Consider the following 14,001-nt stretch of genomic DNA (forward strand, 5'->3'; position numbering starts at 1 on the left):
CTGTATCGCCTTGACCTCCATCTTGATGAGAGTATTGAATGAAGCCGGTAACTCGTCGTCGTTTTCTGGCCCTGGCCCTTGGTTGGCCAGTCGCTGCCAATGCAGCGGCCAGCGTCACTCTGTCGTCCGAAGTCTATCCCGACCTGGTTGCCAACCAGCTTGAACGTGCCGCATCGCCCCGTGAGCCCTATGAACAATGGGTGCTGGTCGATGATAAAGCATCAACACTGACCGTGTTTCGCGGGTATACAGTGGTAGAGGAATTTCATCCTGTCTCACTCGGCCGTGGTGGTGCCAGGACGCAGCGACTGCGTGGTGATAACACCACCCCTCTGGGCGAATTCCGGGTTTACCGCTTCAATCACGACAGCAAATGGCATATTTTCATGGGAGTCGATTATCCGACCCCCGCTCACGCTCGGATGGCTCTGCAGCAGGGTATCTATTCCCAGGCGGATTATGATGCCTATTTTGATTATTATCGCCGACACCGGCAGCCACCCCAGAATACCGTGCTCGGTGGGGCCATTGGCATTCATGGACTGGGGGAGGCAGATCCCGATATTCATGACCGCTATAACTGGACCCAGGGCTGTGTGGCCGTCACTAATTCGCAAATTGAGCGCCTGGCTGAACTTGTCAAGGTTGGCACTCGCGTAGTGATCCGCTAAGCTGGTGTTGTAGAAGGAAGTTTGAGGTTTTAAATACGTGGCTATAGACATCCGCTGTGGATTGTAATAAAACAGCGTTTGACTTACGTGCTTCGCGGCACAAGTCACGGTCAAGAACCTGCACCGCAGGTAGACAAATTTAGGCCCATCTCGTAGGCTTATGTTTGTCATACCATTAACGTTGTACCCAAGGAAGATTCAAGGAGAACACGATGACTTTCAAGACGACTCTGAAGATGTCTGCTGCTGCTGCTTCATTGGCCATTCTGGCCGGTTGTGCCTCTACTGGTGCGCTCGAAGAAGTACGCATGACAGCCGAATCAGCACAAGCTGACGCCGCTGAAGCACGTAGCACGGCTTCTCAAGCTCTGAACACTGCAAACCAGGCTCAGCGCGACGCGCAAGCTGCCCTGCAGATGTCTGAGCAGAACCGTGCAGAAATGGAGCGCATGTTCGAGCGCTCTATGCAGAAGTAATATGACTTAGCGGTTGCGAGAGCCAAGCTTTCGCAACCATTTGGCATATGAAAAACCCCGCTTCGGCGGGGTTTTTTGTTGCTGGTTATTCAGGGGCTATGGGGCGCATATGTTTACGCTTCTTTATCGTCGCCCTGGGTTTCGGTTAGCTCGATTTTATCAAAGATGCCTTGCTCAAGGGGGGCGGCTTCCTCTTCGGCTGCTGGCTGATTCGGCTCGGCAGCGGGTGCCTGGGGTCCGTACAGGGCGATAAACTGGCCGTTGGGCGACTCAACCGCACGTCTGACCTGGGAATAATCCACCGGAATATTGTCTTCGGTCAACTCCGAGACGCGCTTGAGAGCTTCCAGCAGCGGTTCAAAGTCTTCCATGTTTTCTTCCAACTGCGGGTAAGACTGCACAAACAGGGTGCCGTCAGACGCCCAGCCGGCCTTGAAAGGGGCGTCTATCAAGTTCACCGGGGTGCCGCTGGGGACGCGCTCGTATAGAGACTCGATATCCTCCGGGTACATGCGGATACAGCCTCGACTAACGCGCATGCCGACACCGTCAGGCCGGTTGGTGCCGTGGATCAGGTAGCTGGGGAGTCCCAGCAGGATGGCATGTCGTCCCAACGGGTTATCTGGGCCGGGGGGCACGATAGAGGGGGCGGGTTCACCCCGTTCGGCGGCTTCGCGTCGCATGGAAGCGGGAGGTGACCAGGCCGGGTCTTTAACCTTGACGGTGGTCTTGGTCTTGCCCACTGGCGTCGCGAATTCCTCGCGGCCTACGCTCACCGGATAGGTCTCGACGATGCCCGGCTTGTCAGCGGGGTAGTAGTAAAGCCGCAACTCGGACAGGTTGATCACGATGCCTTCGCGTTCTACCGGCGGCAGTATGTAGCGGGATGGAATAACCACCTCGGTGCCTTCGCCAGGCACCCAGATGCTGACATCAGGATTGGCCATGCGAATTTCTTCATAGCCAATGTTGTGTCGCCGGGCTACATCGATAAGCGTGTCTTCATGGTTATCGACGGTGACGGTGTAGGTTTCGCCAATCACGTCTCCTTCATCGGGAATGTAGAATTCACCCCGGGGCAGATGGTTAGGCCCCCCCAATGCGGCGAGCTCGGCGCTTTCAATGGCGGTGTCGCTCAGTTCGGGCGTGTTCTGGTTGGCCTGCTCGTTGTCGGCAGGCTGAGCCATCACCGGCGATGAAAGGCTTGCCGTCAGCAGAACCGCAAGGCTGGTAGGGCCCCAGCGAAAAAAAGTATGCCGAATGTTCATGAGTCATCCTAATCAGTGAATTCATCGCTAATGCAGGCGATGACAACAGGTCCAGTTTGCCGCAACCGTCAGGCTGCCGCCACTTTTTGATTGAGTGTGGTTAACAGTGACTCGATATGTTCGAACCGCTGGTCAACTTTTTCCATGTCAAGTTCAAAGCGTAATGTATCCGAACCGTCCAGGCGGTAGTGCTGCGGCGAGCTTTGAATAAGCGTGACCAGAGTGTAGGGGTCCACCTGAGTGTGGGCGTCAAAGATAATCCGGCCGCGCTTCTCACCGGCCTCTAACCGCTTGATGCCAAGTTGCTCGGCTCGCTGGCGTAGTCGCGTTTGGCGTATCAGGTGCTTTAGCGGCGCTGGCAATAAGCCAAAGCGGTCAATCAGTTCTACCTGCAATTCTTTAAGCTCGGCGTCGCTTTGGGTGTTGGCAATGCGTTTGTACATGACCAGCCGCTGCTGGACGTCATGGATGTAGTCATCAGGAATCAGTGCAGGCAGGTTAAGGCTGATTTCAACGCCGCTATCGAAGGGGGCATCGATATTTGGGGTCTTGCCGGCACGAATGGCTTTCACGGCGCGGTCGAGCATTTCCATATAGAGAGTGTAGCCGATGGTTTCCATTTGCCCACTCTGTTCATCACCGAGCAGCTCGCCTGCGCCGCGGATTTCCATGTCGTGGCTCGCCAGGGTGAAGCCCGCGCCCAGGTCATCCGAGGCGCTGATCGCCTCCAGACGCTTGACGGCATCCCGGGTCATGGCCTTGGGCGTCGGAGTGAGCAGGTAAGCGTAAGCCTGGTGGTGGCTGCGGCCCACACGCCCGCGCAGTTGGTGAAGCTGTGCCAGGCCAAACTTGTCGGCGCGTTCAATGATGATGGTATTGGCACTGGGTACGTCGATGCCGGTTTCAATGATGGTCGAGCAGACAAGCACGTTGAAGCGGCGGTGGTAGAAATCGGACATGACCCGTTCGAGGTTACGTTCGGGGAGCTGGCCATGGGCAACGGCGACGCGGGCCTCAGGGATCAAGGAACGAATACGCTCGGCGGTATTCTCAATGGTCTTGACTTCATTGTGCAGAAAGTAGACCTGGCCACCACGCAGTATTTCACGCAGCAGCGCCTCTTTGATAACGCCGTCCTGATGTTGCTGAACAAAGGTTTTGACCGATAGGCGACGGGGCGGCGGTGTCGCGATGATCGACAGGTCACGAATGCCGCTCATCGCCATGTTGAGCGTCCGGGGAATAGGCGTGGCCGTCAATGTCAGGATATCGATCTGGGCGCGCAGGGTTTTGAGCTTTTCTTTCTGGGCGACGCCAAAGCGGTGTTCTTCATCGATGATCAACAGGCCCATCTTGGGCAGCTCAACGTTATTCCCGAGTAGCTTGTGGGTGCCGATCACGATGTCGGTCTGGCCGTTCTTGATATCGTCCAGCGTCTTTTTCATCTCCTTGCCGTGGGTAAAGCGCGAAATGAGGCCGATATTGACCGCGGTGTCGGCAAACCGGTCGCGGAAGTTCTCAAAATGCTGACGGGCCAGCAGGGTGGTAGGGACCAGCACCACCACCTGGCGGCCCGACTGAACCGCCAGAAAGGCGGCGCGCATGGCAACCTCGGTCTTGCCGAAGCCCACGTCGCCGCAGACGACCCGGTCCATGGGTTGCGGCGATGTCATATCGTCGATGACGGCTTCAATGGCGGCTTGTTGATCGGCGGTTTCTTCAAACGGGAAGCTGCCCGCGAAACGCGCGTATTCATCACCCGGTGCTTCATACACCACGCCCTGCTGCGCTTCGCGACGGGCATAGACATCCAGTAATTCAGCGGCGGTGTCGCGAATTTTCTCGGCGGCTTTCTTGCGGGCTTTTTCCCATTGGTCCGAGCCCAGCTTGTGCAGCGGGGCCAGCTCATCGTCGGCGCCGCTGTAGCGCGAGATCAGGTGAAGGCTATCCACCGGCACATAAAGTTTGGCGCCGTCGGCATACTCCAGTGCCAAGAATTCATTGGCCTGACCGCCAGCCTCAAGCGCTTCCAGGCCGATGTAACGGCCTACGCCGTGGGCCTGGTGGACCACGGGTGCACCCTTGCGCAGTTCTGAGAGGTGGCGAACGGCAAATTCATTATCGTCGGTGGCCTTCTCACGGCGCCGACTCTGGCGGACCACATCGCCGAACAGTTCTGTCTCGCTGATGACGGCAAGCGGCGGGTCGGTCAGCCAGAGTCCGCTGTCAATCAGCCCCTCGGTGATGGCGATGTGCTGGTCACTGGCAAGGAAGTCTTTAAACCCGTCAACGTGCGGCAGTTTCAGCGACAATGGTGCCAGCACGTCTTCAAGGGCTTCGCGTCGTCCGCGTGACTCGGCAACCAGCAGCACGCGTGAATCCTGCTCGTGCTCGAGGAAATTGGCAAAGTCGTTCAGTGGCCGTTTGGCCCGGGAGTCGATCGCCACCGTTGGCAATGGCCTGGCTTCGGGCGTCAGGGCGTGCCGCTGTTCCGGGTCGTCACTTAGTTCAACCCGTGGGCGCTGCTTGATGGCCGAAAAGACATCGCTGACCGGAAAGAATGCACGGTGTGGCGGCAAAAGCGGTCGTGTTGGGTCGACCCCCAGGTTGGCATAGCGGCTTTCGATGGCCTGCCAGTGCTGTTCGGCAGCCGCATAGACACCCGGCAGCAGGGCGACCCGGGTATCCTTAGTCAAGTGGTCAAACAGCGAGGCCGTTTGCTCAAAAAACAGGGGGAGGTAGTGTTCCAGCCCCGGCGAGGGAATGCCTTTGAGGGCATCGTTGTACAGCGGGCACTGGCGCGGATCGACATCGAAAAGCGTCTCGAACTGCTCGCGGAAGCAGGCAATCGATGAGCGGCTCAGCGAGTATTCATGGGCCGGCAGCAGTTCGATCCGGTCGAGCTTGTCGGTTGAGCGCTGGCTGCCCGGGTCAAAATGACGCAGGGTATCGATTTCATCGTCGAACAGATCAATCCGGATGGGGGCGTCCATGCCCATGGCAAACAGGTCGATCAAGGCCCCGCGCATGGCGTATTCGCCCGGCTCATAGACGGTTTCCACTGCCCGGTAGCCCGCTCGTGAGAGTGCCTCGCGAAACGGCTCGCGGTCGAGTTTGTCGCCGACAGTCAGGGTCAGGACACGCCCGGCGATGTAGTCAACGGGCGGTAAGCGCTGCATCAGCGTATTGATAGGCACCAGAACGAGCCCGCGTACCCCGTCCTGAAGCTGGCGCAGTGTGCGCAGTCGAGCGGAGACGATATCCTGGTGGGGTGAAAAGCTGTCATAGGGCAGCGTTTCCCAGTCAGGGAAGGGCAATACCGGGACATCGCTATAAAACGACAGGTCCTGCTCGAGGCGCTGGGCGCTGGCGGTGCTTGGCGTGATCACCAGCAAGGGGGCGTCGGCGGCCAGGCGTGCCAGGGCAAGCGCCGACGCGCTACCGGGGGGCGATGTCCAATAGAGTGTATCGCGCACGCCCTCGGGCTGGGGCGGAGCAAGTAGAGAAAACGTGGGCATAATAAAGGTGTCGTTCTGCGCTGAAACGGAGCCTAGATCATACACGATCAATGCTTTCAGGCAGAAGCAGCCCGCTTGTAGTCAAACCGCCGTTTATGTAATCCCCCTACATCGTCTGCGACTATCCAGGCATTGCGGCTCATTCAGTGGCTACGGATAATACACTTGAAAATTATTCATTACTTAATGAGGCCGCACGTGAGTCAGCAAACGCTCGATAACGTTTTTCAGGAATGGCAAAGCAACGAAGCTCTGGCGGAGCAGATGATCCCATTGGTCGGCCGTCTGTACCGTCAGCATAATGTTGTGGCGACCATGTACGGGCGTTCGTTGATCAATCAGTCGGTCATCCGCATTCTCAAGGACCATCGTTTTGTGCGCAAAATCGAAGGGACTGAGCTGTCGGTGGAAGACACCTTTCCGATTGTCAAAACGCTGTGCGAGTTGAACCTTGGGCCTGCCCACGTAGATGTCGGCAAGCTGGCCGTGATGCTGAAACGGCAGGGCGGTGGCGATGTCGAGACCTTCCTGCGCAAGGAACTGCACCAGATCGTCGACGGTTACCAGCCGGGTGGCAGCAAGGGTGAGCCCAAGGACGTCGTGCTTTACGGGTTTGGTCGTATTGGCCGTTTACTGGCGCGGGTACTGATCGAAAAAGCCGGTGGCGGCAATCTGCTGCAGCTACGGGCGATCGTCGTGCGCGGGCGTGGCGATGTGGCGAAGGATCTGGAGAAGCGGGCCAGTCTGTTACGCCGTGATTCGGTTCACGGACCTTTTGAAGGCACCATTGCCGTTGACGCTGAGGCGCGCACATTGACGGTCAACGGTAACGTGGTGCAGGTAATTTATGCCGATAACCCCAGTGATATTGACTATACGGATTACGGCATCAACAACGCGGTGATCGTCGATAACACCGGGATATGGCGTGACGAGGCGGGCCTGGGTCAACATGTCGCATGCCAGGGCGCTTCCAAGGCATTGCTGACGGCACCGGGTAAAGGCGATATCAAGAATATTGTCTATGGCATCAACCATGAGTCGATTACCGAGCAGGACCGTATCGTGTCGGCAGCCTCCTGTACCACCAATGCCATCGTGCCGGTGCTCAAGGCGCTCAACGACGAGTACGGCGTCGTTAACGGCCATGTTGAGACCGTCCATGCCTATACCAACGACCAGAACCTGATCGATAACTATCACAAGGGCGACCGGCGCGGGCGCAGTGCCGCCCTCAATATGGTGTTGACCGAAACCGGGGCGGCCAAGGCGGTGGCGAAAGCATTGCCGGAGCTTGAAGGCAAGCTGACGGGGAACGCGATCCGCGTACCCATTCCCAATGTGTCCATGGCGATCCTGAACCTGACGCTCGACAAGACGACCGACGTCGACGCCTTGAACGACTACCTGCGGCGTATGTCGATTGACTCGGCCTACCAGAAGCAAATCGACTTCGTGGATTCGCCTGAGGTGGTCTCGTCCGATTTTGTGGGCAACCGGCACGCCGGGATTGTGGATGCCAAGGCCACCATTGCCAACGGTCATCATGCCGTTGTTTATGTGTGGTACGACAACGAATTTGGTTATAGCTGCCAGGTGATTCGCATTCTTCAGCAGATGTCGAACGTCAGCTTTCTAAAGCTCCCCCAGCAAGCAAGTTAGTATGCTCAGTCTGACTGATAATCATTAATCGATAAACGCCACCATGAGGTGGCGTTTTTGTAGGCGAACGGAATAAAAAATCTTGAAATGAGGGCGTCTATAGCACTTTAGGCGACCCCAGTTGATGTAGTCATTAGGCCCGGTTGTCTTTATAATACGATAGATTTTTCGGGGTGGTTCAAGTGCTGCTTGAGCCTGACTGGTAACAATCTGAACAGATAACAAAAATTCACTGAGCAGAAAATAAGCATTCGAACCCCTTACCTTCGTATATCCGATCCATCAACTGGGCGAGACTATGATCGAAGTCAAAAAAGGCCTGGATCTCCCCATCACGGGAGCGCCCGAGCAGCGTATTGAAGATGCGCGTCCTGTGCGCCACGTGGCAATCCTGGGTACTGACTACGTTGGCATGAAGCCGACAATGGAAGTTCAGGAAGGGGATAAGGTCAAACTGGGCCAACTGCTCTTCACCGACAAGAAAATTGATGGCGTGCGCTTCACCGCACCCGCCTCCGGTGAAGTGATTGCAATAAACCGTGGCGAAAAGCGTCGCCTGTTATCTGTCGTGATCAAAGTTGACGAACAGGAAGAGGCGGTGAGCTTTGCTTCTCATGAACGTGCCTCGTTAGGTCAGCTCGATCGTCAGGTCGTGGTTGATCAACTGGTAGAGTCCGGGCTCTGGACCGCGTTACGGACGCGTCCTTTCTCGCGGACGCCGGCGATTGACAGCACGCCTGCCGATATTTTTGTTACGGCTGTGGATACCCATCCGCTCAGCGCTGATCCGGCGTTGATCATCAACGAGAACACACAAGCATTTGAAGACGGCCTCAAGGTGCTAACCCGCCTGACCGAGGGCAACGTTTTCCTCTGTAAGGGCGCTAACGCCTCTGTTCCCGGCGGTGATGTCGAGGGTGTTACCACTGAAAGCTTTGCAGGGCCACATCCTGCAGGCCTGGTCGGCACGCATATTCATTACCTGTCGCCCGTCGCCCTGCATAAAAAGGTATGGCACATTGGGTATCAGGACGTCATTGCGTTTGGCAAATTGTTTGCCGAAGGTAAGCTGGATGTAAACCGCGTGATCGCGATTGGCGGTCCGCGTGCCGAGAATCCGCGTTTGGTGCGCACCCGTGTGGGCGCGAGCATTGAGGAACTCCTGGCGGGAGATGTCATCCAACCGGAAGACACCCGCATGATTTCAGGATCAGTCTTCTCGGGATTTGCTGCTGAAGGAAAGCTGACCTATCTGGGACGCTTCGACAATCAAATCAGTTTGCTTGAAGAAGGCAACAAGCGCTCTTTCATGGGCTGGTTGTCGCCAGGCGCTAACCGCCATTCCGTACTGGGTATTTACCTTTCCAAGATCAAGGGCCTGAGCAACTACGCCCCCACCACGTCGACTAATGGGTCAGAACGTGCCATGGTGCCAATTGGCGTCTATGAAACCGTGATGCCCCTGGATATTATGCCGACGCAGCTGTTGCGTTCGCTGATCGTGGGCGACATTGAGGTTGCCATGCAATTGGGGTGTCTGGAGCTGGACGAAGAGGACCTTGCCCTGTGTACCTATGTTTGCCCCGGCAAATACGAGTACGGTCCCATTCTGCGTGACAATCTCACCATGATCGAGAAAGAGGCCTGATGATGGGTATTCGACAAACACTCGATAACATCGAGCCGCACTTCCATAAAGGTGGTAAGTACGAGAAGTTTTACCCGCTTTATGAAGCCGTAGACACGATTTTCTACTCACCCCCCAGCGTGGCCAAGACCACCGCCCACGTGCGCGATGGTATCGACCTCAAGCGCATCATGATCACCGTCTGGATGTGTACCTTCCCGGCGATGTTCTTTGGTATGTGGAACGCGGGCTGGCAGGCCAATACGGCGATCGATGCAGGCTATGCATCGATGGACGGCTGGCGCGAGGCCATCATGATGACCCTGGCAGGCGGGCACGACCCGAGCAGCCTGTGGGCCAACTTCGTGCTGGGGGCAACCTACTTTCTGCCCATCTACCTGGTGACCTTCGCCGTCGGTGGTTTCTGGGAAGTGCTCTTTGCCATCAAGCGCGGCCACGAGGTCAATGAAGGCTTCTTCGTCACATCCGTGCTGTTCGCCCTGATTCTGCCGGCGACGATTCCGCTCTGGCAGGTGGCGCTGGGTATCACCTTCGGCGTGGTCATCGGCAAGGAAATTTTCGGTGGTACCGGGAAAAACTTCCTGAACCCCGCACTGACCGGCAGGGCATTCCTGTACTTTGCCTATCCGGCACAAATTTCCGGCGATGCTGTCTGGGTGGCAGCCGATGGCTACACGGGCGCCACGGCGCTGTCGCTGGCCTTCCAGGAAGGCATGGGGTCGCTGGCTGATACCTTCACCTGGTGGGACGCTTTCCTCGGCTTTGTACCGGGTTCGGTCGGTGAGGTGTCCACGCTGGCGATCTTTATTGGCGCCGCTGTCCTGCTGTGGACCGGGATTGCCAGTTGGCGAATCATGCTGGGCGTCTTCCTGGGTATGGTCATCACCAGCACGTTGTTCAATCTGATGGGGTCTGACACCAATCCGATGTTTGCCATGCCGTGGTACTGGCATCTGGTGATTGGCGGATTTGCCTTTGGCATGGTGTTCATGGCGACCGACCCGGTCTCTGCCTCCATGACCAACCAGGGCCGTCTGGTGTTCGGTGCCTTGATCGGCGTGATGACCGTATTGATCCGCGTGGTAAATCCGGCTTTCCCGGAAGGCATCATGCTGGCGATTCTATTCGCCAACCTCTTTGCCCCGCTGATTGATCACTACTTCGTGCAGGCCAACATCAAGCGTCGCGTCAAGCGCACGGGCGTACCGGCCGAGGAGACCGCCTAATGGCACAAGGTAACAACTCGATCAAGAAGATTCTGATAGTGGCGTTTGCACTGTGTATCGTGTGCTCCGTCATTGTCTCGACGGCGGCGGTGGCATTGCGCCCCGCCCAGCAGTTGAACCAGGAACTGGACCGCAAGACCAACATTCTTAACGTGGCCAAACTCTACGAACCGGGCATGGATGTTGAAGCAACATTCAGCAACCAAATTACGGCCCGTGTTGTTGAGATGGAATCCGGTGAGTACACCGATGAGTTCGATCCGAATACCTTCAACAACTTTGAAGCCGCTCGGGATCCGGCCACTGGTCGTACACTCTCAGGTGAAAAGGATATTGCGGGTCTAAGTCGGGTAGAAAACTACTCCACGGTGTATCTGATTGGTGATGAAAACGATCCGGAACAGATTGTGCTGCCGATTCGTGGCCAGGGCCTTTGGGGCCTTATGCGTGGCTTCATCTCTGTAGAGGGTGACGGCAATACCATTGTCAGTATCACTTACTACGAGCACAGTGAAACACCTGGCCTGGGTGCCGAGGTTAACAACCCGCGCTGGCAGGCCCAGTGGGAAGGTAAACGGATTTACGACGAAGAGGGCGACCTCTCGCCGGAAATCCACCTGACCAAAGGCGGCGCGAGTAACGAATACGAAGTGGATGCGCTATCTGGCGCTACGCTGACCAGTAACGGCGTGACCAACATGCTGCAATTCTGGTTAAGCGAGGAAGGCTTCGGTCCGTATTTGGCGAAATTCCGCAGCGGTACTGACCCGGAAGACGCCGAAGACACCGATACCAACTTCGAAGACGTTGAGGGGGCCTAATCATGGCGGACGTAAATGCAAAAGGCGTTTTGACAGCGCCGATTTTCAAGAACAACCCCATTGCGCTACAGATACTGGGGATCTGTTCGGCACTCGCGGTAACGACCAGCATGAGCGTTTCTTTGGTGATGGCACTCGCTGTTATCTTTGTTTGCGCCCTGTCGAATCTGTTCGTTTCGCTGATCCGTAATCATATTCCGTCTTCAATACGTATCATTGTCCAGATGACCATCATTGCATCGCTGGTAATCGTGGTGGACCAGATACTGAAAGCCTATGCGTATGAAATGTCCAAACAGCTTTCGGTGTTCGTCGGTCTGATCATCACCAACTGCATCGTCATGGGGCGTGCGGAAGGCTTTGCAATGTCCAACACGCCCGGCATGTCCTTCCTGGACGGTATCGGTAACGGTCTGGGTTACGGCTTTGTGCTGATGGTCGTCGGCTTTTTCCGTGAATTGCTGGGGTCTGGCAGCGTGTTTGGCTTCACAGTATTGCCTACCGTTCAGGACGGGGGCTGGTACGTGGCTAACGGTTTGCTGCTGCTTCCGCCTTCCGCGTTCTTCATCATCGGCTTGCTGATTTGGGTGCTGCGTTCACTCAACCCGGAGCAGGTTGAAGAGAACGAGTTCAAGATGAAGGAAAATACTCAACCGAAGGAGGCCGTGTAACATGGAACATTATCTAAGCCTTTTTGTTGCATCGGTCTTCGTTGAAAACATGGCGTTGGCCTTCTTCCTCGGCATGTGTACCTTTTTGGCCGTGTCCAAGAAGGTATCCTCCGCGATCGGCCTGGGTATTGCCGTTATTGTCGTACTGACCGTCACCGTGCCGGTCAACAACCTGGTATTCACCTTCCTGCTTCAAGAGGGTGCACTGACCTGGACCGGCATCAGTGGTGCTGAAAACATCGACCTGTCATTCCTCGGGCTGCTCAGCTACATCGGGGTTATTGCGGCACTTGTTCAGATCATGGAAATGTTCCTGGACAAGTATGTGCCTACGCTCTACAACGCGCTGGGGGTTTTCCTGCCGCTGATCACGGTGAACTGCGCCATTCTCGGTGGCGTACTGTTCATGGTTGAGCGTAGCTATAACTTTGGTGAGTCGATTGTATACGGGTTTGGCGCTGGTACTGGCTGGGCGCTGGCGATCGCTGCCCTGGCAGGTATCCGCGAAAAGCTCAAGTACAGCGATGTACCGGCGGGCTTGCAGGGCCTGGGTATCACCTTTATCACCGTAGGGCTGATGTCGTTGGGCTTTATGTCCTTCTCAGGTATTCAGCTTTAATCGGAGCCGGTTTTCCCGACGGTGCATACGCATCGTCGGGGCAAAGAAAACCCTTCAGCAATAGGAAACCGACATGGTTGATACAACTGTCATCTTGCTCGGTGTTGTCATGTTTACGGTCATCGTTATCAGCTTAACGGCGATCATTCTGGCAGCGCGAAGCAAGCTTGTGAGTAGTGGGGACGTGACCATTGAGGTCAACGATGACCCTGAACATACCTTGACGACCCAGGCCGGAGGCAAACTACTGAACACCCTGGCCGCCAACGGTATTTTCCTTTCCTCGGCCTGTGGCGGCGGTGGTTCCTGTGCCCAGTGCAAGTGCCGTGTAGAGACAGGCGGTGGTTCTATACTGCCGACCGAAGAGTCGCACTTCACCATGCGCGAGAAGAAGGAAGGCTGGCGTCTTTCCTGCCAGGTGCCCGTCAAGCAGGACATGAAGATTGAAGTGCCTGAGGAGGTGTTTGGCGTCAAGAAGTGGGAATGCGAAGTTATCGATAACCCCAACGTTGCCACCTTCATCAAAGAGCTGAACCTGAAGCTGCCGGAAGGCGAAGAAGTCGCCTTCCGCGCCGGTGGTTATGTGCAGTTGGTAGCGCCGCCCTACGATATCAAGTTCTCTGATTTTGATATCGAAGAGGAATACCGTGGCGACTGGGAAAAATTCGGCTTGTTCGACGTTTCCCACAAGAACAACGAGGAAGTCATTCGCGCTTACTCAATGGCGAACTACCCCGATGAAAAGGGTATCCTCAAGTTCAACATCCGTATCGCGACGCCGCCTCCCGGCACCAGCCATCCCCCCGGCTTGATGTCCACCTATGTCTTTAGCCTGAAGCCGGGCGACAAGGTGACCGTGATGGGGCCGTTCGGTGAGTTCTTTGCCAAGGATACCGACGCCGAAATGATCTTTATCGGCGGTGGTGCGGGCATGGCGCCGATGCGCAGCCATATTTTCGACCAGCTCAAGCGGTTGAAAACCGATCGTAAAATTTCATTCTGGTACGGTGCACGTTCATGGCGTGAAACCTTCTACAATGAAGAATACGACCAGTTGGCGGAAGAATTCCCGAACTTCGAATGGCATCTGGCGTTGTCAGACCCGCTACCCGAAGATAACTGGGAAGGACCGACGGGCTTCATTCACAACGTGTTGTATGAAAACTATCTGAAGGACCACCCCGCGCCGGAAGATTGCGAGTACTACATGTGTGGGCCGCCCATGATGAACGCCTCGTGCATCAAGCTGCTGCTTGATCTGGGAGTTGAGCCGGAAAACATCATGCTGGATGATTTCGGCGGTTAATAGCATGCCCAAGGGCAATTGCGGGGCTGGCCACTGGCTGGCCCCCTTTATTTTCGCGTTGTGGAATATCAGGCACTAACGGAACTTGTTGTTGTCTACTGGTAAGGCCCATCGT

The 14,001-nt window shown here is 56.1% G+C and carries 11 protein-coding genes; 9 read left to right on the plus strand and 2 right to left on the minus strand.

Annotation, left to right across the window (positions count from 1 at the left end; genetic code table 11):
* Positions 1-38 precede the first annotated feature (38 nt).
* On the plus strand, positions 39-671 hold the full coding sequence (locus BMX75_RS13440) for a L,D-transpeptidase family protein (protein WP_092828747.1): 633 nt from the start codon (positions 39-41) through the stop codon (positions 669-671).
* Positions 672-883: 212 nt separating this feature from the next.
* Positions 884-1,147 carry an Lpp/OprI family alanine-zipper lipoprotein gene (locus tag BMX75_RS13445; RefSeq protein ID WP_066315164.1) on the plus strand — a complete coding sequence of 88 codons (264 nt, stop codon included), beginning with the start codon at positions 884-886 and terminating at the stop codon, positions 1,145-1,147.
* A 113-nt stretch (positions 1,148-1,260) separates the two neighbouring features.
* On the opposite strand, the gene BMX75_RS13450 is transcribed toward BMX75_RS13445, so the two are convergent.
* Together BMX75_RS13450 and mfd are read right to left on the minus strand one after the other, a co-directional pair.
* Positions 1,261-2,415 carry a L,D-transpeptidase family protein gene (locus BMX75_RS13450; protein WP_092828749.1) on the minus strand — a complete coding sequence of 385 codons (1,155 nt, stop codon included), beginning with the start codon at positions 2,413-2,415 and terminating at the stop codon, positions 1,261-1,263.
* A gap of 68 nt (positions 2,416-2,483) precedes the next feature.
* Positions 2,484-5,933, minus strand: a complete 3,450-nt coding sequence (gene mfd / locus BMX75_RS13455) for a transcription-repair coupling factor (RefSeq protein WP_175474739.1) — start codon at positions 5,931-5,933, stop codon at positions 2,484-2,486.
* Between the two features lie 198 nt (positions 5,934-6,131).
* Here mfd and BMX75_RS13460 point away from each other — a divergent pair, with 198 nt between their 5' ends.
* The 7 genes from BMX75_RS13460 (at position 6,132) to nqrF (ending at position 13,886) form a co-directional block, all read left to right on the plus strand.
* Positions 6,132-7,595, plus strand: a complete 1,464-nt coding sequence (locus BMX75_RS13460; RefSeq protein ID WP_092828753.1) for a glyceraldehyde-3-phosphate dehydrogenase — start codon at positions 6,132-6,134, stop codon at positions 7,593-7,595.
* A 298-nt stretch (positions 7,596-7,893) separates the two neighbouring features.
* On the plus strand, positions 7,894-9,243 hold the full coding sequence (locus BMX75_RS13465) for a Na(+)-translocating NADH-quinone reductase subunit A (RefSeq protein WP_092828755.1): 1,350 nt from the start codon (positions 7,894-7,896) through the stop codon (positions 9,241-9,243).
* On the plus strand, positions 9,243-10,469 hold the full coding sequence (locus BMX75_RS13470; protein WP_092828757.1) for an NADH:ubiquinone reductase (Na(+)-transporting) subunit B: 1,227 nt from the start codon (positions 9,243-9,245) through the stop codon (positions 10,467-10,469). Before BMX75_RS13465 ends, BMX75_RS13470 begins: the two co-directional genes overlap by 1 nt.
* Positions 10,469-11,290: a Na(+)-translocating NADH-quinone reductase subunit C gene (locus tag BMX75_RS13475; RefSeq protein WP_092828759.1), complete on the plus strand. Its 822-nt coding sequence runs from the start codon at positions 10,469-10,471 to the stop codon at positions 11,288-11,290. Before BMX75_RS13470 ends, BMX75_RS13475 begins: the two co-directional genes overlap by 1 nt.
* Positions 11,291-11,292: 2 nt before the next feature.
* Entirely contained in the window at positions 11,293-11,961 is a 669-nt protein-coding gene (locus tag BMX75_RS13480) for an NADH:ubiquinone reductase (Na(+)-transporting) subunit D (protein ID WP_092828761.1), read from the plus strand.
* A 1-nt stretch (position 11,962) separates the two neighbouring features.
* Positions 11,963-12,580, plus strand: coding sequence for an NADH:ubiquinone reductase (Na(+)-transporting) subunit E (gene nqrE, locus BMX75_RS13485; RefSeq protein ID WP_092828763.1), 618 nt, complete (start codon positions 11,963-11,965; stop codon positions 12,578-12,580).
* 73 nt (positions 12,581-12,653) lie between these two features.
* On the plus strand, positions 12,654-13,886 hold the full coding sequence (gene nqrF, locus BMX75_RS13490; protein ID WP_092828765.1) for an NADH:ubiquinone reductase (Na(+)-transporting) subunit F: 1,233 nt from the start codon (positions 12,654-12,656) through the stop codon (positions 13,884-13,886).
* The last annotated feature ends 115 nt before the right edge of the window (positions 13,887-14,001 follow it).

This window comes from Vreelandella subterranea (assembly GCF_900111305.1).
Classification (GTDB): Bacteria; Pseudomonadota; Gammaproteobacteria; order Pseudomonadales; family Halomonadaceae; genus Vreelandella; species Vreelandella subterranea.

Bases quoted from the DNA above. Each gene is read 5' to 3' on its own strand.
- BMX75_RS13440 (WP_092828747.1), top strand. From the start codon at position 39: ATGAAGCCGGTAACTCGTCGTCGTTTTCTGGCCCTGGCCCTTGGTTGG.
- BMX75_RS13445 (WP_066315164.1), top strand. From the start codon at position 884: ATGACTTTCAAGACGACTCTGAAGATGTCTGCTGCTGCTGCTTCATTG.
- BMX75_RS13450 (WP_092828749.1), bottom strand. From the start codon at position 2,415: ATGAACATTCGGCATACTTTTTTTCGCTGGGGCCCTACCAGCCTTGCG.
- mfd (WP_175474739.1), bottom strand. From the start codon at position 5,933: ATGCCCACGTTTTCTCTACTTGCTCCGCCCCAGCCCGAGGGCGTGCGC.
- BMX75_RS13465 (WP_092828755.1), top strand. From the start codon at position 7,894: ATGATCGAAGTCAAAAAAGGCCTGGATCTCCCCATCACGGGAGCGCCC.
- BMX75_RS13470 (WP_092828757.1), top strand. From the start codon at position 9,243: ATGATGGGTATTCGACAAACACTCGATAACATCGAGCCGCACTTCCAT.
- BMX75_RS13475 (WP_092828759.1), top strand. From the start codon at position 10,469: ATGGCACAAGGTAACAACTCGATCAAGAAGATTCTGATAGTGGCGTTT.
- BMX75_RS13480 (WP_092828761.1), top strand. From the start codon at position 11,293: ATGGCGGACGTAAATGCAAAAGGCGTTTTGACAGCGCCGATTTTCAAG.
- nqrE (WP_092828763.1), top strand. From the start codon at position 11,963: ATGGAACATTATCTAAGCCTTTTTGTTGCATCGGTCTTCGTTGAAAAC.
- nqrF (WP_092828765.1), top strand. From the start codon at position 12,654: ATGGTTGATACAACTGTCATCTTGCTCGGTGTTGTCATGTTTACGGTC.